15 protein-coding genes and 1 riboswitch are annotated in these 18,428 nt (G+C 70.8%); of the genes, 6 read left to right on the forward strand and 9 right to left on the reverse strand.

The genetic code is table 11. The annotated features are described in order from the left end of the window. Window positions 1-142 precede the first annotated feature (142 nt). From RBJ77_RS54445 to RBJ77_RS54480, 8 genes are all read right to left on the reverse strand, one after another. Window positions 143-1,642, reverse strand: a complete 1,500-nt coding sequence (locus tag RBJ77_RS54445) for an ABC transporter ATP-binding protein (protein WP_372351811.1) — start codon at window positions 1,640-1,642, stop codon at window positions 143-145. A gap of 26 nt (window positions 1,643-1,668) precedes the next feature. After that, complete coding sequence (locus RBJ77_RS54450; RefSeq protein ID WP_372351812.1) at window positions 1,669-2,766, reverse strand: ABC transporter ATP-binding protein; 1,098 nt, start codon at window positions 2,764-2,766, stop codon at window positions 1,669-1,671. Further along, window positions 2,763-3,764 (reverse strand): ABC transporter permease, encoded by a 1,002-nt coding sequence (locus tag RBJ77_RS54455; RefSeq protein WP_255968209.1) that lies wholly within the window; start codon window positions 3,762-3,764, stop codon window positions 2,763-2,765. Before RBJ77_RS54455 ends, RBJ77_RS54450 begins: the two co-directional genes overlap by 4 nt. Before the next feature lie 148 nt (window positions 3,765-3,912). After that, window positions 3,913-5,688 (reverse strand): ABC transporter substrate-binding protein, encoded by a 1,776-nt coding sequence (locus RBJ77_RS54460; protein ID WP_372351813.1) that lies wholly within the window; start codon window positions 5,686-5,688, stop codon window positions 3,913-3,915. A 106-nt stretch (window positions 5,689-5,794) separates the two neighbouring features. After that, the gene (locus RBJ77_RS54465) at window positions 5,795-6,799 is read right to left on the reverse strand and encodes an ABC transporter permease (protein WP_372351814.1); all 1,005 of its coding nucleotides are present in this window, start codon (window positions 6,797-6,799) and stop codon (window positions 5,795-5,797) included. A gap of 430 nt (window positions 6,800-7,229) precedes the next feature. Beyond that, window positions 7,230-8,030, reverse strand: a complete 801-nt coding sequence (locus RBJ77_RS54470) for an enhanced serine sensitivity protein SseB C-terminal domain-containing protein (protein ID WP_372351815.1) — start codon at window positions 8,028-8,030, stop codon at window positions 7,230-7,232. Window positions 8,031-8,173: 143 nt separating this feature from the next. Continuing rightward, the gene (locus tag RBJ77_RS54475) at window positions 8,174-8,983 is read right to left on the reverse strand and encodes an enhanced serine sensitivity protein SseB (RefSeq protein WP_372351816.1); all 810 of its coding nucleotides are present in this window, start codon (window positions 8,981-8,983) and stop codon (window positions 8,174-8,176) included. Between the two features lie 122 nt (window positions 8,984-9,105). After that, window positions 9,106-9,675, reverse strand: coding sequence for an AAA family ATPase (locus RBJ77_RS54480; RefSeq protein WP_372351846.1), 570 nt, complete (start codon window positions 9,673-9,675; stop codon window positions 9,106-9,108). Window positions 9,676-9,875: 200 nt separating this feature from the next. Beyond that, a riboswitch (glycine riboswitch) is annotated at window positions 9,876-9,987 on the forward strand. 137 nt (window positions 9,988-10,124) lie between these two features. Here RBJ77_RS54480 and gcvT point away from each other — a divergent pair. The 4 genes from gcvT (at window position 10,125) to RBJ77_RS54500 (ending at window position 14,507) form a co-directional block, all read left to right on the forward strand. Beyond that, window positions 10,125-11,252: a glycine cleavage system aminomethyltransferase GcvT gene (gene gcvT, locus RBJ77_RS54485; protein ID WP_372351817.1), complete on the forward strand. Its 1,128-nt coding sequence runs from the start codon at window positions 10,125-10,127 to the stop codon at window positions 11,250-11,252. A gap of 55 nt (window positions 11,253-11,307) precedes the next feature. Further along, on the forward strand, window positions 11,308-11,685 hold the full coding sequence (gene gcvH, locus RBJ77_RS54490) for a glycine cleavage system protein GcvH (protein WP_255968219.1): 378 nt from the start codon (window positions 11,308-11,310) through the stop codon (window positions 11,683-11,685). Window positions 11,686-11,691: 6 nt separating this feature from the next. Beyond that, window positions 11,692-12,948 (forward strand): serine hydroxymethyltransferase, encoded by a 1,257-nt coding sequence (glyA, locus tag RBJ77_RS54495; RefSeq protein ID WP_372351818.1) that lies wholly within the window; start codon window positions 11,692-11,694, stop codon window positions 12,946-12,948. A 188-nt stretch (window positions 12,949-13,136) separates the two neighbouring features. Further along, on the forward strand, window positions 13,137-14,507 hold the full coding sequence (locus tag RBJ77_RS54500) for an L-serine ammonia-lyase (RefSeq protein WP_372351819.1): 1,371 nt from the start codon (window positions 13,137-13,139) through the stop codon (window positions 14,505-14,507). A gap of 20 nt (window positions 14,508-14,527) precedes the next feature. Here the strand turns inward: RBJ77_RS54500 and RBJ77_RS54505 are convergent, their stop codons facing one another. Next, window positions 14,528-15,193 carry a TetR/AcrR family transcriptional regulator gene (locus tag RBJ77_RS54505; protein WP_372351820.1) on the reverse strand — a complete coding sequence of 222 codons (666 nt, stop codon included), beginning with the start codon at window positions 15,191-15,193 and terminating at the stop codon, window positions 14,528-14,530. 97 nt (window positions 15,194-15,290) lie between these two features. On the opposite strand from RBJ77_RS54505, the gene RBJ77_RS54510 reads away from it, so the two are divergent. After that, window positions 15,291-16,775 (forward strand): cytosine permease, encoded by a 1,485-nt coding sequence (locus RBJ77_RS54510; RefSeq protein ID WP_372351821.1) that lies wholly within the window; start codon window positions 15,291-15,293, stop codon window positions 16,773-16,775. Then, the gene (locus RBJ77_RS54515; RefSeq protein ID WP_372351822.1) at window positions 16,754-18,355 is read left to right on the forward strand and encodes an amidohydrolase; all 1,602 of its coding nucleotides are present in this window, start codon (window positions 16,754-16,756) and stop codon (window positions 18,353-18,355) included. Before RBJ77_RS54510 ends, RBJ77_RS54515 begins: the two co-directional genes overlap by 22 nt. Window positions 18,356-18,428: the final 73 nt, after the last annotated feature.

Genomic DNA, 18,428 nt, shown 5'->3' on the forward strand with positions numbered 1-18,428 from the left:
TTCGAGCGTGTTCCGGTGTATCGGACACGGAGACACTGCCGTTCGGGGGGCGACGTGTACATGACCCTTGTGGGTCATATCGGGTACGGATATGGCAAAGGTGCCGCCGCCCCGGGTGACGGGGCGGCGGCACCTCGGGGTGCTACTTGTCGTCCGCGGCCGGGGCGTCGGACGCGGGGGCGTCGGACGCCGGGGCATCGCCTGCCGGGACCTCCGCCGCCGGGGCGTCGCCTGCCGGGGCCTCCGCCGCCGGAGCATCGGTCGCCGAAGCCTCCGCGGCCGGGGCATCGGTTGCCGGGGCGTCGCCTGCCGGGGCGTCGGACGCCGGGGCGTCGCCTGCCGAAGCGTCGGACGCCGGGGCGTCGCCTGCCGGAGCGTCGGACGCCGGGGCGTCGCCTGCCGGAGCCTCCGCCGCCGGAGCACCGGTCGCCCGGGCGTCGCCTGCCGAAGCAGCCGACGACGACGCCTCCGTAGCCGAGACGTCCGCCGTCGCCGGCGCCTCCGTCGTCTCCGGCTCGTCCGCGGGTGCCGCCGGGGCCGGGACCGTCACCACGTCGATCGCCTCCTTGGCCACCGAGAGGAGCTGGGTGTCCTCGGGGGCCTGGTCGGCGGCGTTCTCCGGGTGGTGGCAGGCGACCTGGTGACCCGTGGCGAGCGGGATCAGCGGCGGCTCCTTCGTCGCGCAGATCTGCGTCGCCTTCCAGCACCGCGTGTGGAAGCGGCAGCCGGAGGGCGGGTCGATCGGCGAGGGCACGTCGCCGCGCAGCAGGATGCGCTCGCTCTTGGTGCCGCGGCGCTTGGGGTCCGGCACGGGCACCGCGGAGAGCAGCGCCTTCGTGTACGGGTGCATCGGCTTGGAGTAGAGGTCGTCGCGGTCGGCCAGCTCCACGATCTTGCCCAGGTACATCACCGCGATGCGGTCCGAGACGTGCCGGATGACCGAGAGGTCGTGCGCGATGATCACGTACGTCAGGCCGAGCTCGTCCTGGAGGTCGTCCAGCAGGTTGACGACCTGCGCCTGGATGGAGACGTCGAGCGCCGAGACCGGCTCGTCGGCCACCACGAGCTTCGGCCGCAGGGCCAGCGCCCGGGCGATGCCGATGCGCTGGCGCTGACCGCCGGAGAACTCGTGCGGGTAGCGGTTGTAGTGCTCCGGGTTGAGGCCGACGCGCTCCAGCAGGTCCTGGACCGTCTTCTTCACCCCGCCCTCGGGCTTCACGCCCTGGAGCCGGAACGGCGTGCCGACGATCGTGCCGATGTTGTGGCGCGGGTTCAGCGACGAGTACGGGTCCTGGAAGATCATCTGCACGTCACGGCGGAGCGGCCGCATGCCGCCCGTGCCGAGGTGCGTGATGTCCTGGCCCTCGAACTCGACGCGGCCGCCGGTGGGTTCGAGCAGCCGGGTGATCAGCCGCCCCATCGTCGACTTGCCGCAGCCGGACTCGCCGACGACACCGAGGGTCTCCCCCGCGCGCACGTCGAAGCTGATGCCGTCGACCGCCTGCACGGCCGCGACCTGCCGCTTGAGCAGGCCCTTCCTGATCGGGAAGTGCTTGACCAGGCCGTCGACCTTGAGCAGCGGTTCGCCGGCCTTGGCGTCCGGTGAGGTCGTCACCTGCTGGGGGATCGAAGGGGTCGTCATCTCGGGTTCGGGTCCTTTGGCGTCCGTCACAGCTTCGGCGCAATCTCTTCGGTCCAGATCCGCTCCCGCTCCTCGGCCGCCATGTGGCAGGCGGAGAAGTGGCCGGAGCCGACCTCGCGCAGTTCGGGGCGCTCGGTGCGGGTGATGTTGTCCTTGGGGACGTCCGCGTAGGGGCAGCGGGGATGGAAGGCGCACCCGCTCGGCAGGTTGATCAGGCTGGGCGGGGAGCCCTTGACCGGCGTGAGGCGCTCGGTCTGCTCCCGGTCGATCCGCGGCATCGACCCCAGCAGGCCCCAGGTGTAGGGGTGTTGGGGCTCGGTGAAGACCTTGGTGGCGCTACCGCGCTCGACGCACCGGCCGCCGTACATCACGAGCAGCTCGTCGGCCATCTCCGCGACGACACCGAGGTCGTGCGTGATCATGATGACGGCCGAGCCGAACTCCTTCTGGAGATCGCGGATCAGGTCGAGGATCTGCGCCTGCACCGTCACGTCGAGGGCCGTGGTGGGCTCGTCGGCGATGAGCAGCTCGGGGTTGTTGACGAGCGCCATGGCGATCATCGCGCGCTGGCGCATGCCGCCGGAGAACTCGTGCGGGTAGGCGTCGACCCGCTTGTCGGGCTGCGGGATGCCGACCCGGTCGAGCATCTCGATGGCCCGCTTGCGCGCCGTCTTCTTGTCGACGTCGTGGTGGACCCGGTACGCCTCCACGATCTGCTTGCCGATCGTGTAGTACGGGTGCAGCGCGGACAGCGGGTCCTGGAAGATCATCGCCATGTCGCGGCCGCGCAGCTTGCGGACCTTGTTCGGGTCGCCGGTGAGCAGCTCCGTGCCGTCCAGCCAGATCTCGCCGCTGATCTGCGCCTTGCGCCGGCCGTACTGACCCGCGGTGTGCAGGCCGAGGATGCCGAGCGACGTGACCGACTTGCCCGATCCGGACTCGCCGACGATGCCGAGGGTGCGGCCCTTCTCCAGCGAGAAGGACAGCCCGTCGACGGACTTGACCAGGCCGTCGTCGGTCGGGAAGTGCACCTTGAGGTCGCGGACCTCGAGGAAGGCGCGGGGTGCACCGGAAGCGGAGACGGGTTCGCCGACCGCCGCTCCGGTCGTGTGCAGATCGGTCATCCCAGCCTCACTCGCGGGTCGATGACGGCGTACAGAAGGTCCACGACGAGGTTGGCGACGGCGATCGCGAGGGCCGCGAAGAGCGTCACGCCGAGGATCACGGGCAGGTCCTTGTTGCTGATGGCCTGGACCGCCGCGAGGCCGAGGCCCGGCAGGTTGAACGTGGACTCGGTGAGCACGGCGCCGCCGAGCAGCACACCGAGGTCGAGTCCGAAGACGGTGAGGATCGGGGTCATCGCGGAACGCAGGGCGTGCCGGGTGATGACGGCGGGTTCACCGAGTCCCTTGGCGCGCGCGGTGCGGATGTAGTCCTCGCCCAGGATCTCCAGCATGGTGGCTCTGGTGAGGCGGGCGTACATCGCGGCGTTGAGGAAGGCGAGCACGATCCACGGCAGGATCAGCGTCTGCAGCCAGGTGCCGATCGAGTCGTCGGTCGAGAGACTGTCGGCGATCTTGACCCAGCCGAGGCTGTGGACGAAGACCCCCATCGCGACCATGCCGGTGAAGAAGACCGGCAGGGAGACACCGCCGAGGGCGATGGTCATGGCGGAGCGGTCCCAGACGGTGCCGCGCTTGAGGGCGGAGAGCACACCGGTGGCGACACCGGCGGCCAGCCACAGGACACAGGCACCGGCGGCGAGCGCCAGGGTGACGGGCAGCGCGTCCTTGAGGGTGTCCCAGACGGGCGCCTCGGTACGGAACGAGTACCCGAAGCAGGGCGCTGCGCAGTGGGTCACGTCATTGCCGTTGACGTAGTCCCGGCCCATCGGGATGCCCTTGACGAAGTCCCAGAACTGGACCAACACAGGGTCGTCCAGGCCGAGTTTGACCCGGATACCGGCGAGCTGCTCGGCTCCGGTGGCCTTGCCGGCGAAGAGGACGGCGATGTCCTGACCCGCCCATTTGGGCAGCATGAAGAAGATGGTGAAGGTCGCGAGCAGAACGACGAGCACCATGATGACTACGGCGAACAGGCGCCGGATGAGATAAGCAAGCACTGTGCGCGGCCGCGGCGGTCACCGGCGCCCCTTGTGGGGGCCTCGGTCACCGCCAGGGGCCATCACCTGCCCTTCGGACTGGCGGGTTTCGGCGGCTAAGCAGGAGAGGGGCCGGGCACCGGATCGGCTCCGGTGCCCGGCGGGGGTGTTACTTGACGACGCCCAGGGAGGCGTAGTCGTAGCGGCCGTTGTACGCGTCGGACATGTAGACGTTCGTCAGACGCGGACCACGCCAGGTGATGTTCTTCTCGTAGATGAAGGGCATCCAGTCGGCCTGGTCGAGGATGCGCTTGTCGAGCTCCTCGTAGATCTTGCCGGCCGCCTCGGGGTCGGTCTCGGCGATGGCCTTGTCGAACAGGCCGTCGATCTTCTTGTCCTTGATCTGGGACTCGTTGTAGTTACCCGTGTCCGCGAGGAAGCGGCTGTCCCACAGCGGCTGGCCGAAGCCCTGGCCGGACGGGAAGTCCGGGCCCCAACCGCTCATGGTCATGCCGTAGCCGCGGGCCTTGACGACCTTCGGCGAACCGGTGATCGCGGAGGTCTCGGCGCCGTCCAGGGCGTCCACCTCGAGCTTGATGCCGACCTTGTTGAGCTGCTCCTGCAGCGCCTCGGCGGTGTCGACCTCGCCCGGGTTGTTGTTACGCGCGGTGATCTTGGTGGAGAAGCCGCCCGGCTTGCCGCACTGCTTGAGCTCGTCCTTGGCCTTGGCGGCGTCCGGCTTGCCCTTGCGCGCGATGACGCCGTACGGGTCGTAGTCGCTGTGACCCTTGATGGAGACCGGCAGGGTCGAGTTGGCGATGTCGCCACCGGCCAGCTTGCCGCCGCGGACCTGCTGGAGGCCGGCGAAGTCCGTCGCGTAGAACACGGCCTTGCGGCAGTGGACGTTGTCGAACGGCTTGGCGGTGTGGATCAGGGCGACGTAACGGACGAAGGAGGTCCGCATGTTGTCGACGCTGTCACGGTGGTCCTGGACGGCGGTGACGCGACCCGACTGGGTCATGCCGGTGCCGTTCAGGTCGACGTCGTAGTCGCCTTCCATCAGGCGCTTGTCGTTCTCCTCCAGGTTGGCGGAGATCGTCACGTCGATCTTGTCCGGCAGCGCCGCACGGATCGGGTCCGAGGCCTTGGACCACTTGTCGTTGCGGACCAGCACGATCTTCTTGTTGGCCTTGTACGACTCGAACTTGTACGGGCCCGCGGAGAACGGCTTCTGGGTGTACTTGGCGCCCGTGTCCTTGTCCTGCTTGACCGGCGAGCCGGACGGCATGGCGAGGAACTGCTCGAAGTCACCGTTGGGCTTGGGCAGCTTGAAGACGATCGTCTTGTCGTCGGGCGTCTCGATCGCCTTCAGACCCAGCTTGTCCTTGGCCTTGTCCTTGTACGGACCCTTGTACTCGAGCTTCGGGTCGAGGTTCTGCTGGAGGTACTGCGGACCACCGGTGATGGTGTCCTTCGCCCAGATGCGCTCGATGCCGTACTTGACGTCCTTGGAGGTGATCGGCGAGCCGTCCTCCCACGTCACGCCGTCGCGCAGCGTGTACGTGTACGTCTTGCCGCCGTCCGTGATCTTGGCGTTGTCCGTGGCCAGGTCGGGGACCAGCTCGGTGGAACCGGCGCCCGCCTTGGGGGCGTAGGTGACCAGCTGACGCGTGTAGAAGCGCATGAAGTCCCACGACATGCCGTAGTAGGCACGCTGGGGGTCGGCCGAGTCGAGGTCCTGCTTGCCGACCATCTTCAGCGTGCCCCCCTTCTTCGTGGAGGCGTTGGCGATCTTGTTGTACGCCGCGTCGTAACCGGCGCCCTTCGACGAACCCTTGGAGTTGTCGTCGCCGTCGCCGCCGCCGCACGCCGTGGTCGTCACCAGCGCCGCGACCACGAGGGCCGCGCCGGCGGCGAGCCGTCGTTTCGAGGAACTTGTGGGCATTTTCTCGTAACCTCCGAGATCGCGGTCCTGGGCACACTGCCGGAGAACCATGGAGTCAAGCCACCTGACGGTGCGGCAGGGGCAGGTCGTGTGGGCCTGTCGGGCCTTACCGGGTGCCCTTCGGGTCGAGGGCGTCGCGCAGCCCGTCGCCGAAGAGGTTGAACGCCAGGACCGTGATGAAGATCGTGACGCCGGGGAAGACCATGAACATCGGGTCGTGCTCGTACGTCTCCAGGGCGTCGCGGAGCATGCCGCCCCAGGACGCCGTGGGCGGCCGGACACCCGCACCGAGGAAGCTGAGCGCCGCCTCCGTCAGGATGTTCGTCGGGATCATCAGCGTCATGTAGACGACGATCGGCGCGACCAGGTTCGGCAGCAGTTCACGGAAGAGGATGTGCCGCGAGCCACCGCCCAACGACCGTGCCGCTTCTACGTATTCGCGCTCGCGCAGCGAGAGCGTCTGGCCGCGCACGATGCGTCCGATGTACGGCCAGCCGAAGAAGCCGATGACCAGGACGAGGACGGCGATGCGCACCCCGCTGCCCGTCAGACCCAGCAGGTCGTCCGGGAGCACCGAGACCAGGGAGATGATGAAGAGCAGCTGCGGGAACGAGAGCAGCACGTCCATCACGCGGCTGATCAGGGCGTCGATCCAGCCGCCGAAGTAACCGGCGATGATGCCGAACAGCGTGCCCAGCGCCACCGCGACGATGGCGGCGAGGAACGCCACGAGGAGCGAGATCCGGGCACCGTAGACGACGCGGCTGAACACGTCCCGGCCCTTGTTCGGCTCGACGCCGAACAGGAAGTCGCTGCTCACGCCGCCGAGCGAGCCGGTGGGCAGGTTCGTCAGGGGGTCGAGCTTGTCCTGGTGGAACTCGTTCGGCGGGTGGCCGAGCAGACTGACGATGAGCGGGGCGAAGATCGCCACCAGAACCAGGAAGACGACAACGATGCCACCACCGAGGGCGACCTTGTCCCGCTTCAGGCGGTTCCAGGCGATCTGCTTCAGCGACCGACCCTCGACCTTGCGAACACCTTCGCTCGCGGCGGCGTCGACCGGTGCGGTCGGTTCCGCTTCCGCAGTCGTGTCGTGCAATGGTGCCGTCATCGTGGCAAGGACCCCTCTCAACCGGCGGTGACCGGCCCGCACTTGCCGCTGTAGCGGCTTTGGTTCAGTCCGTGGAACTCGTCGTACACAGAGGCGAAACCCCTTGGAGCGGGAGTCTTCAACCTGTGTGCGATCTGTTGCCAGACTTGACGGGGAAAGGATGCCTAAACGTGATGCTGTCTGGGGGGTTCCGTTATCCGGACGGCCGTGAACGGCGTGCGGACGGTGGGCAGTTGGGGTGGAAGTAGCGCCAGTCCGGACATTGGGCCCACAAGTACCGTTCTCCCCCCAACCCGCCCCTTCCCGAAATCACCGCTGTGCGGGGGGAGTTGACGGAGGCCGAGCGGCAGGCAGATCGCCTGAACGGCTCGTCCTCAATCGCCGGACGGGCTCGAAAATCGAGCCCGTCCGGCGATTGAGGACAAGGCGGTCAGTACGACGCGCCGTACGGCGGCGGGTAGCCATAGCCCCCGCCGGCCTGCCCCGCGGGGGCGACGTGCGCCTCGCGGTCGTAGAACGGCCGCGCGTTCGCGCGCAGCCACATCGCGACCGGGTCGTACTCGTCGGACATCGCGACCGTGGACACCGGCAGCCCGTCCGGCACCGAGGAGATCGACTGCTGCATCATCGCGCGGACCGCGTCCACCGACGCCGGGGACGTGTCGTACACGTCGAGGCCGATCGCCAGGTACGGGGCGCCGAGCGTCGGCTGCACCCAGGCGCGGCGCAGCGAGCGGACCGCCGTCGTGCGGTGCGCGTTCTGCGCGAGCACCGCGTAGAACTGGGGGATCTCGATGGCCGGTTCGGAGAGGCGGAGCGGTCCGGCGGGCTGTCGGTCCAGGCCGCCCGCGATGCGCCGCAGGTCCAGCCAGGGCACGCCGACTCCCCCGCCGGGCGCGTGCGGGTTCAGCCAGAGGCCGTAGTGGTCGGGGTAGAGCGTGCGGGCCGCGTCGACGCCGCCGACCACCTCGTAGGCACGGGACCAGCCGGAGGCGGAGAGCTCCTGGGCGGAGGTGACGCAGGGGGCGTACGAGAAGCCGTCCACGTCCATGTTCCCGTACTGGGCGTCGGGGGAGCCGGCCTGGCCGTGCCAGAGCAGCATCCAGACCTGGCCCGACGCGGGGTCGGCGAGGGCCTTGAGGAGCGCCTCGTACGCGTCGTAGCGCCCGGGGGTCACCTGGCGCAGCATGTGCTCGACCTGTCCGGCCGCGGCCGTGCCCGACGCACTCACCCGTAACCGCCCCTTCGTGAACTGCTGCCAGTCCGTGTTTCGCCAGTTCGCCCGATCGTCCATCACCGGTGGGTGTGACGCCGCCCGGTCAGGTCATGAAACCAGCTTAAGCGGCGTTACTGACACCGACTTGACGGACGGCGTCACCGTTCCTGTACGTAGAACGGACGTACGTGCGTGCGCAGCCAGTCGGCCACCGGGTCCTGGGTGACGTCGAGGAAGACCAGGTTCACCGGCCAGACGACCCCCGCACGGCCCAGCGCGCGGCCGAGCGCGTCCAGCGGGACGTCGCGCGCGGCGCCGGGCTCACCGGCCAGTTCCACGCCGATGAAGAGCGACGGCGCGCCGTCCTCGACGACCGCGAGGCAGCGCCGGGCGGTCAGCACCGTGCCGGCCGCGTCGAACTCCTCGCGCACGGCCGCCAGGAAGTCGACCGGGTCGTCCTGCCAGTCCGGCTCGGACAGCACGACGCGCCCGCCGGTGGACGGGCCGTCCAGCGGGGTGCGGCCGCCGCGGGCCAGTTCGGCGACGGCGGGCGGGGGCAGCGGGACGCCGATGGTGCCGTCCGGGTTCACGGCGAGGCCGACCTGCGGCGGCAGTCCGCGCGCGAACTCGACGGCCGGGGCCACGGTGCAGTCCATCCGGCCGCCGGTGACCTGCATGAATTCCTGCTCGGAGCTGAAGACGGGGACGTAGGCCTGGCCCTCGATCTCCAGGGTGGGCAGATCGAGGTCGCGGCTGGCCCCGCTGCCGCCCTTGGGCAGCGGGATCCACACGTGGCTGCGGCCGAGCACCTCGACGATGCGGCCGCCCGCCTCGGGCCGGCCGAGCGCGGCGGCGAGGACCTCCTCCAGCTCGTTCGCGGGCCAGCCCTGCGAGGGGTGGGCGTGTCCGCCCTCCTGGCCCTGCGAGTAGTGCTCGTGTCCCTGCTCCGGGGTGCCCGGCGTGTCCATAGCTGTCTTCAACCTCTGCTCTGCCCGCGCGCGGCCTCTCCTGCGCGAGGCCGACGATAACGCCTACCCCCAGGGGGACACCCTCCGCATCCGTCCGGTTGCACAGGGCCGCGGCGGGCCGGTCAGTCCTCGCGGAACGTGATGCCGCTGAGCACGTCCGTCGCCGCGCGGTCGAGCAGCACCGCCGACTCGATGCCGGCCGGCAGGTCCCCGCGCTCCGTCGACGTGACGAGCGCGCCCACCGCCCTGCGGTGCCGCGCGAAGGCGTACCGCGACACGCCCCGGCCCCGGTCCCGCTGGCCCGCCAGGGCGGTGTCCGGCGGGACGTCGAGGAGCATCAGGTGGACGGCCGCGCCGCGCCGCCTCGCGGTGCGCGTCACCCAGCGGCGCACCCAGGCCTGGGTGCCGCAGTCGTGCACGACGACGCTGGCGCCGGAGCGCATGGCCCGGCGCAGCCCCACGTAGTGCGCGACGCGGACGAGGGGCCGGTACAGCGCGTACGGGACGAAGCGCGGCACCCGGGCCGCCCAGCGCTCCCGGGTGTCCTGCGAGTCGACGCGCACGACCGTGACGGCGCGCCGCATCAGGGTGGACTTGCCGCTGCCGGGCAGTCCGGAGATCACGACGAGATCACCCGCCGCGAAGCCGATCCTGCGCGGGGTGCGGCCGTCGCGCCCGCGCAGGTCCCGCACCGAGCGCTGGCGCGGGATGCGCACTCCGGCCACCGCTCCCGCATACGCACCCGCGACTGCCTTGTGCACCGTGATCGTCCTCCCCGTTCCGGTCACGCCACTGTTGCCCGCCAAGTGTAAAGAGAAGGTAATGCCCTACGAGGGGTTTCCCCGTTCCACGGGCATGCAATGATGTGCGCGCAAACTGCATACCGGCCGCTTGAATCCGCGCGGGAGAGTTCCGGAACTCGTCGAAGACTGTGACGAGTGCCCGGACGCCGAAGGAGCAAGTTCCTCCCTTGAATCTCTCAGGCCCCGTACCGCGCGGGCGAGGCAGATCTGAAAAGCGGGCCGCCCCTGCGACACGGCGGCCCCACCCAAGGTGCAAGCCCCTCGGGGCGAACCTCTCAGGTTCCGATGACAGATGGGGAGGACTACCTCGCCATCTGCCATGCCCGGGAGCACCAGCCATGACCGTCACCCCTCCTCGTCCGACCGCCCTCGACGCCCTGCACCGTTCGCTGGGCGCCACGATGACCGACTTCGCCGGCTGGGACATGCCCCTGCGCTACGCCAGCGAGCGTGACGAGCACAACGCCGTGCGCACCAAGGCCGGTCTGTTCGACCTGTCCCACATGGGCGAGATCACGGTGACCGGTCCGGCCGCCGTCGACCTGCTGAACCACGCGCTCGTGGGCAACATCGGTTCCGTCGGCGTCGGCCGCGCCCGGTACACGATGATCTGCCGGGAGGACGGCGGCATCCTCGACGACCTGATCGTCTACCGGCTCGGCGAGACCGAGTACATGGTCGTGGCGAACGCGGGCAACGCCCAGGTCGTCCTCGACGCCCTCACCGAGCGCGCCGCCGGGTTCGACGCCGAGGTGCGCGACGACCGGGACGCGTACGCGCTGATCGCGGTGCAGGGCCCCGACTCCCCCACGATCCTGAAGTCGGTCACCGACGCCGACCTCGACGGCCTGAAGTACTACGCGGGCCTGCCCGGCACCGTCGCCGGCGTCGACGCGCTCATCGCGCGCACCGGCTACACCGGCGAGGACGGCTTCGAGCTGTTCGTCGCGCCGGCCGACGCGGAGAAGCTGTGGCAGGCGCTGACCGAGGCCGGGGCCCCGTACGGCCTGATCCCCTGCGGTCTGTCCTGCCGGGACACGCTGCGCCTGGAGGCGGGCATGCCGCTGTACGGGCACGAGCTGACCACCGCCCTCACCCCCTTCGACGCCGGTCTGGGGCGCGTCGTCAAGTTCGAGAAGACGTCGCACGGGGACGACTTCGTCGGGCACGACGCGCTGGTCGCCGCCGCCGCGCGCGCCGAGACCGCGCCGCCCCGCAAGCTCGTCGGCCTGATCGCCGAGGGCCGCCGGGTGCCGCGCGCCGGGATGTCGGTGGTGGCCGGCGGACAGGTGATCGGCGAGGTCACCTCCGGCGCCCCGTCGCCCACCCTCGGCAAGCCGATCGCCATCGCGTACGTGGACGCCGCGCACGCGGAGCCCGGCACGGCGGGCGTCGGCGTCGACATCCGCGGTACCCACGAGCCGTACGAGGTCGTGGCCCTGCCGTTCTACAAGCGCCAGAAGTAGCGCCTCCCAGCCCCGCCGTCAGCAGCACCTTCCCGCGTACAGGAGAATTCGCATCATGAGCAACCCCCAGCAGCTGCGTTACAGCAAGGAGCACGAGTGGCTGTCGGCCGTCGAGGACGGCGTCGCCACGATCGGCATCACGGAGCACGCGGCCAACGCGCTCGGTGACATCGTGTTCGCCCAGCTCCCCGAGGTCGGCGACACCGTCACCGCGGGCGAGAGCTGCGGCGAGCTGGAGTCGACCAAGTCGGTCTCCGACCTGTACTCCCCCGTCACCGGTGAGGTCGTCGAGGCCAACCAGGACGTCGTCGACGACCCGGCCCTGGTGAACTCGGCCCCCTTCGAGGGCGGCTGGCTGTTCAAGGTCCGCGTCTCCGAGGAGCCGAAGGACCTGCTCACCGCCGACGAGTACACCGAGTTCTCCGGGAGCTGACCCCTGATGTCCGTACTGAACGAGTCCCTGCACGAGCTTGACCCGGACGTCGCGGCCGCCGTCGACGCCGAGCTGCGCCGCCAGCAGTCGACCCTGGAAATGATCGCGTCGGAGAACTTCGCCCCGGTCGCCGTCATGGAGGCCCAGGGGTCGGTCCTCACCAACAAGTACGCCGAGGGCTATCCCGGCCGCCGCTACTACGGCGGCTGCGAGCACGTCGACGTCACCGAGCAGATCGCGATCGACCGGGTCAAGGAGCTGTTCGGCGCCGAGTACGCCAATGTGCAGCCGCACTCGGGCGCCTCCGCGAACCAGGCCGCCCTCTTCGCGCTCGCCAAGCCCGGCGACACGATCCTGGGCCTGGACCTGGCGCACGGCGGCCACCTCACGCACGGCATGCGCCTGAACTTCTCCGGCAAGCAGTTCGACGTGGTCGCGTACCACGTCGACGACTCGGGCCTGGTCGACATGGCCGAGGTCGAGCGGCTGGCGAAGGAGCACCGCCCGAAGGTGATCATCGCCGGCTGGTCGGCGTACCCGCGCCAGCTGGACTTCGCCGAGTTCCGTCGCATCGCCGACGAGGTCGAGGCGTACCTGTGGGTCGACATGGCCCACTTCGCGGGTCTCGTCGCCGCCGGTCTGCACCCCAACCCGGTGCCGTACGCCGACGTCGTCACGTCCACCACGCACAAGACGCTCGGCGGTCCGCGCGGCGGCATCATCCTCGCCAAGAAGGACTTCGCGAAGAAGCTGAACTCGTCCGTCTTCCCGGGCTTCCAGGGCGGCCCCCTGGAGCACGTGATCGCGGCCAAGGCGGTCTCCTTCAAGGTCGCGGCGAGCGAGGACTTCAAGGAGCGCCAGCAGCGCACGGTCGAGGGTGCCCGCATCCTCGCCGAGCGGCTGACCTCCGAGGACTCCCGCGCCCACGGCGTGAACGTGCTCTCCGGCGGCACGGACGTGCACCTGGTCCTCGTCGACCTGCGCGACTCCGAGCTCGACGGCCAGCAGGCCGAGGACCGGCTCCACGAGGTCGGCATCACGGTCAACCGCAACGCGGTCCCGAACGACCCGCGCCCGCCGATGGTCACCTCCGGCCTGCGCATCGGCACGCCGGCGCTCGCCACCCGCGGCTTCGGCGCCGACGACTTCCGCGAGGTCGCCGACGTGATCGCCGAGGCCCTCAAGCCGTCCTACGACGGTGCCGCTCTGAAGGCCCGGGTGACCGCTCTGGCCGAGAAGCACCCGTTGTACCCCGGCCTGTAAGGGTTCCGAGGGAGTTACGTACCCTGGCGTACGTACGAACTTCCGGGGCACCGCGCACACTGGAACCACAGGAACCAGCGCGCGGTGCCCCTGCCGCTGTTCCCGGCGGTTCCCGCTCCGCACGTTCCACGCTTTGCCGCACCACCCGGCAGACAACGGCGTCTACCACCCACCATTGGAGTACCACCGTGGCCATCTCGGTCTTCGACCTGTTCTCGATCGGCATCGGCCCGTCCAGCTCCCACACGGTCGGCCCGATGCGCGCGGCCCGCATGTTCGCGCGGCGCCTCAAGAACGAGGGCCTGCTGGCCCACACCGCCTCGATACGCGCCGAGCTGTACGGCTCGCTGGGCGCGACCGGTCACGGGCACGGCACCCCCAAGGCGGTGCTGCTCGGCCTGGAGGGCGAGTCCCCGCGCACGGTGGACGTCGAGACGGCCGACGAGCGCGTCGCGACGATCAAGGACTCCGGCCGGATCAACCTGCTCGGCGTGCACGAGATCGGCTTCGACCACGACGACGACCTGGTCCTGCACCGCCGCAAGGCCCTGCCGTACCACGCGAACGGCATGACGCTGTGGGCGTACGACGCCGACGGCGGGGAGCTGCTGACCAAGACGTACTACTCGGTGGGCGGCGGCTTCGTCGTCGACGAGGACGCCGTCGCGGGCGACGACCCGATCATGCCGGACGACACCGTCCTCAAGTACCCCTTCCGCACCGGTGACGAGCTGCTGCGCCTCACGCAGGAGACGGGTCTGTCCATCCCGGCGCTGATGCTGGAGAACGAGAAGGCCTGGCGCACCGAGGACGAGATCCGTGCGGGCCTGCTCGAACTGTGGCGGGTGATGCAGGCGTGCGTCTCGCGCGGCATGTCCCGCGAGGGCATCCTGCCCGGCGGCCTCAAGGTCCGCCGCCGCGCGGCGAGTTCGGCCCGCAAGCTGCGCGCCGAGGGCGAGCCGCTGGCCCACGCCATGGAGTGGATCACGCTCTACGCGATGGCCGTGAACGAGGAGAACGCGGCCGGCGGCCGGGTCGTCACCGCTCCGACGAACGGCGCGGCCGGCATCATCCCCGCGGTCCTGCACTACTACGTGAACTTCGTGCCCGGGGCCGACGAGGAGGGCGTCGTCCGCTTCCTGCTGTCCGCCGGGGCGATCGGCATGCTCTTCAAGGAGAACGCCTCGATCTCCGGCGCCGAGGTCGGCTGCCAGGGCGAGGTCGGCTCGGCCTGCTCGATGGCGGCGGGCGCGCTCGCCGAGGTCCTCGGCGGCTCCCCCGAGCAGGTGGAGAACGCGGCCGAGATCGGCATGGAGCACAACCTCGGCCTGACCTGCGACCCGGTCGGCGGCCTCGTGCAGATCCCGTGCATCGAGCGCAACGGCATGGCCGCCGTGAAGGCCGTCACCGCCGCCAAGATGGCGATGCGCGGCGACGGCTCCCACAAGGTGTCCCTCGACAAGGTCATCAAGACCATGAAGGACACGGGCGCGGACATGAGCGTGAAGTACAAGGAGACCGCGCGGGGCGGTCTCGCGGTGAACATCATCGAGTGCTGAGCACCGCCCGGTCCGGGCGCTCAGCCCACCCCGTGCGCCCTGGCCCGCTCCCGTAGCGTGCCCGGGGGCAGGCCGAGCCGGGACTCGGCGGCCTCGATCACCAGGTCGCCGAGGTCCAGGCCGTCCACCTGCGGGTCGCCCGAGTCGTCGGCGTTGGCGTACGTGCCCATGCCGTCGACGGCGATCAGGATGTGCACCGCCGCCCGCAGCGCACCCCCTTCGGCCTCGAAGCCGCCCTCCCCGATCAGCGCGACGAGTTCGCCGCGCGTCGCCGTCTCCTGGGCGGCGACCGCCCGGCGCAGCGGCTCCTTGAACCGGCTCAGGTGCCGGGCGTTCAGCCACAGCCTGCTCAGGTCGGCGTAGTCGCCGCCGGTCAGCCGCACGAGGAAGAGGGCGAGCCGGTCGACCGGCGCCAGCTCCTCTTCCGCCGCCGGCAGCAGCGTCTCCCGCTCCCCCGTGGCGGCGTACCCGAACGCCTCGGCGACCAGGTCGTCGGCGGCCGGGAAGTAGTGGCCGATCAACCCCGGCCGCACCCCCAGCTCGTCCGCGACCCGGCGCAGCGTGATCAGTTCCAGGCCCTCCGCGAGAGCGACGCGGGCCGCGGCGCCCACGATCTCCGCGCGGCGCTCCTCGGGCGGCTTCCTGGTCCGCTTGGGCCGGTCCTCTTCCGGGGCTCTTGACGTCATACCGCGCAGCCTATTGGATGGGCGCCCAACAGCTTATTGGTCAGGCAACCAATAACCGTGCCCGTGCGGCAGTGCCGCCGCAGTCCGAGAGGCCACGATGACCACACAACCGACCGAACGCGCAGGTCAGCCGGAGACCAGAGGCATCGACCTGGTCCTGGACGAGGAACGCTCAGGACACCCCCGGCAGCTCTTCGCCGTCTGGGCCGCCCCCAACGTCAGCTATCTGAGCTTCGCGGTCGGCGCCTCCCTCGTCCTGATGGGACTCACGCTGCCCCAGGCGATCGGCGTGATCCTGGCCGGGAACCTGCTGTGGATCTGCACCGGCGTCCTGGCCGCCAGCGGACCGGCGGCCGGCACCAGCGGCTCGGTGATCTCCCGGGCCTTCTACGGGACCGTCGGCAACAAGCTGGTCCTCGTCGTCACCGGCTGGCTGATCGCCTCCGCCTACCTGGCGCTCAACTGGTCCGCCGCCTCCGTCGCGGGCATCGGCCTCGCCGGGCAGTGGGGACTGCCGGACTCCGCCGCCCTCGACGCGGTGATCATCTGCCTCGTCGCGGGCGTCACCCTGCTCGTCGCGATCTACGGCCACGCCACGATCGTCCGCCTCTACGCCGCCCTGAGCGTGCTGCTCACCGTCGTGTTCATCGTGGTCACCGGGTACGTGCTGCACGCCGCCGACTGGTCCTACGCACCGGCCGAACCGCTGCACGGCGCCGCGCTGGCCGCCGCGCTCGGCGCCGGATTCACCATCATCGGGTCGACCGCGCTCTCGTACAGCAACAGCCCGGACCTCGCCCGCTACCTGCCGCGCGACAGCTCGATCACGGCCGTCGCCGGCTGGACGGCGTTCGGCGCGTACCTGCCCGGTGTGGTCTTCACCGCCGTCGGCGCGCTCGCCGCGACCGCCCTCGACATGACCGACCCGCAGGCGGCCCTGGAGTCGGTGCTGCCCGGCTGGTTCGCACCCGTCTTCGTGCTCGCCGTCGTCTTCAACACCGTCGCGAACAACGGGATGACCGCCTACAGCGCGAGCCTGTCCATCCAGTCGGTGGGCGTCCGGCTCGCCCGGATCCCGGCCGTCCTCGTGATCGGCGCCCTCGGCACCGCGATGACGCTCTACGCGATCCTCGTCTTCGACTTCCTGACCAGCGTCAACACCATGCTCCAGCTGGTCGTCGTGATCACCGGCCCTGCGATGGCCGTCGCCGTCACCGACCTCGCCCTGCGGCGCAACCGCTACCACGGCGCCGAACTGCTGCGCCAGGAGCGCGGCGGCCCGTTCTGGTACCGCGGCGGCATCCACTGGCCGGGCCTGCTCGCCCTCCTCACCGGCGGCCTCGTCTCCCTGATGTGGGTGAGCACCACCTTCTGGACCGGCCCGCTCGCCACCGCCCTGGGCGGCGTCGACCTGTCGGTCCCGTCCGGCATGGCCGTCGCCGCCCTCGTCTACGGCGGCACGGCCCGCGCCCTCGGCACGCTTCCCCCCGCCGCCCCGGCCACCCCTGCCACCCCCGCTCCCCAGCCCGCCGCGGCTGCCTCCACGGAAGGCGATGACCTGTGCACGCCGACGTCGTCCTGACCGCCGACCGCATCGAGACCCTGACCGAGGAGGACCGGCCCGGCGACGCGCTCGCCGTCACGGACGGCCGGATCGTCGCGGTCGGCCCCGCCGCCGAGATCGCCGCACTGCGCGGCCCGGCCACCGCGGTCCACGACTTCCCCGGCGCCACGGTGCTGCCCGGCCTCGTCGACGTCCACGCCCACCCGGTGTGGGGCTCCATCGAGATCGGGCGCGGCGTCGACCTCGCCGGCGCCGCCACCCTCGACGCCGTACTGGAGCGCGTCGCCACCGCCGCCCACGGCCTGCCGGCCGACGCCTGGATCACCGGCTACGACCTCGACGTCAACGCCTTCGACGGCGAACCGGCCGGCACCGCCCTCGGCGCCCGCTTCCCCGGGCGGCCCGTCTCCCTCATGACGCAGGACGCCCACGCACTCGTGATCAGCCCCCGCGCCGTGGAACTCGCGGGCCTCACCGGCCGGGAGACGTTCACCGACGCCTCCCAGGTCGTCACCGGACCCGACGGCCTGCCCACCGGCCACGTCCTCGAACTCCAGGCGATGGACCTGGTCTTCGCCCACTACCCCGAGGTCCCGCTCGCCACCGCCGCCGCATACGTCACCACCCAGCTCGGCCTGCTCGCCGACGGCGGCCTGACCGGACTGCACGCCCTCGACTTCACCGAGCCCTCCGAGGACGTGTACCGGCACATAGAAGCCCACGGCGAACTCCCCCTGCGCATCCGCTGCTCCCCGCTCGTCCCCGCCGACTCCCCGCCCGAGGTGTGGCGGCGCATCGCCGGACAGCAGGGGCTGCACGGCCGCCGCTGGCACGTCGAGGGCGCCAAGTTCATGCTCGACGGCACGGCCGACAACGGCACCGCCTGGTTCGACCACCCCGACTGCCACGGCGAGAACCGCGAACCCCTCTGGCGCGACCTCGACGCCTACCGCGCCGCCGTCCGCTTCTTCACCGAGCGCGGCATCCCGACGGCCACGCACGCCATCGGCGACCGGGCCGTACGCCACGCCCTCGACGTCATCGAGGAGGCGGGCCCGGCCGGCCGGGCCCCGCACCGCATCGAGCACATCGAGTCCCTCCCCGACGAACTCCTCGGCCGATTCGCCGAGTTGGGCGTCGTCGCGAGCCTCCAGCCCGTGCACGGCACCCGGCACACCCGCGCCGACGGCACCGACAACTGGTCCCGCCGCATCGGCCCGGACCGCGCCGCACGCGGCTGGCGCACCCGCGACCTGCTCGACCACGGCGCGGTCGTCGCCCTCGGCTCCGACTGGCCGATCGGCCCCGGCGACCCGCGCACCTCACTCGCCGACTGCCAGCTGCGCCGCCCCGTCGAGGAACCGGACACCCGGCCCGTGCAGCCCTCCCAGGCGCTGACCGCCCGCGAGGCGTACTCCGGCATGACCCTGGCCGCCGCACGGGCCGCCGGGGCCGCGCACGAGCGGGGCCGGATCGCCCCCGGCTACCTCGCCGACCTGACCGTGCTCGGCGGGAATCCGCTGGAGCTCACGCCCGCGGCGCAGGCCCGGAATCCCGTGCTGGCGACTGTCCTCGGGGGGCGGGTCCGGTTCTCGTGACGCCGTACCGCTCCTACGCCTCGGGGCTCCGCCCCGGACCCCGCTCCTCAATCGCCGGAGGGGCTTGATCGTG

The organism is Streptomyces sp. KL116D, assembly GCF_030766975.1.
Taxonomy (GTDB): domain Bacteria; phylum Actinomycetota; class Actinomycetes; order Streptomycetales; family Streptomycetaceae; genus Streptomyces; species Streptomyces longispororuber_A.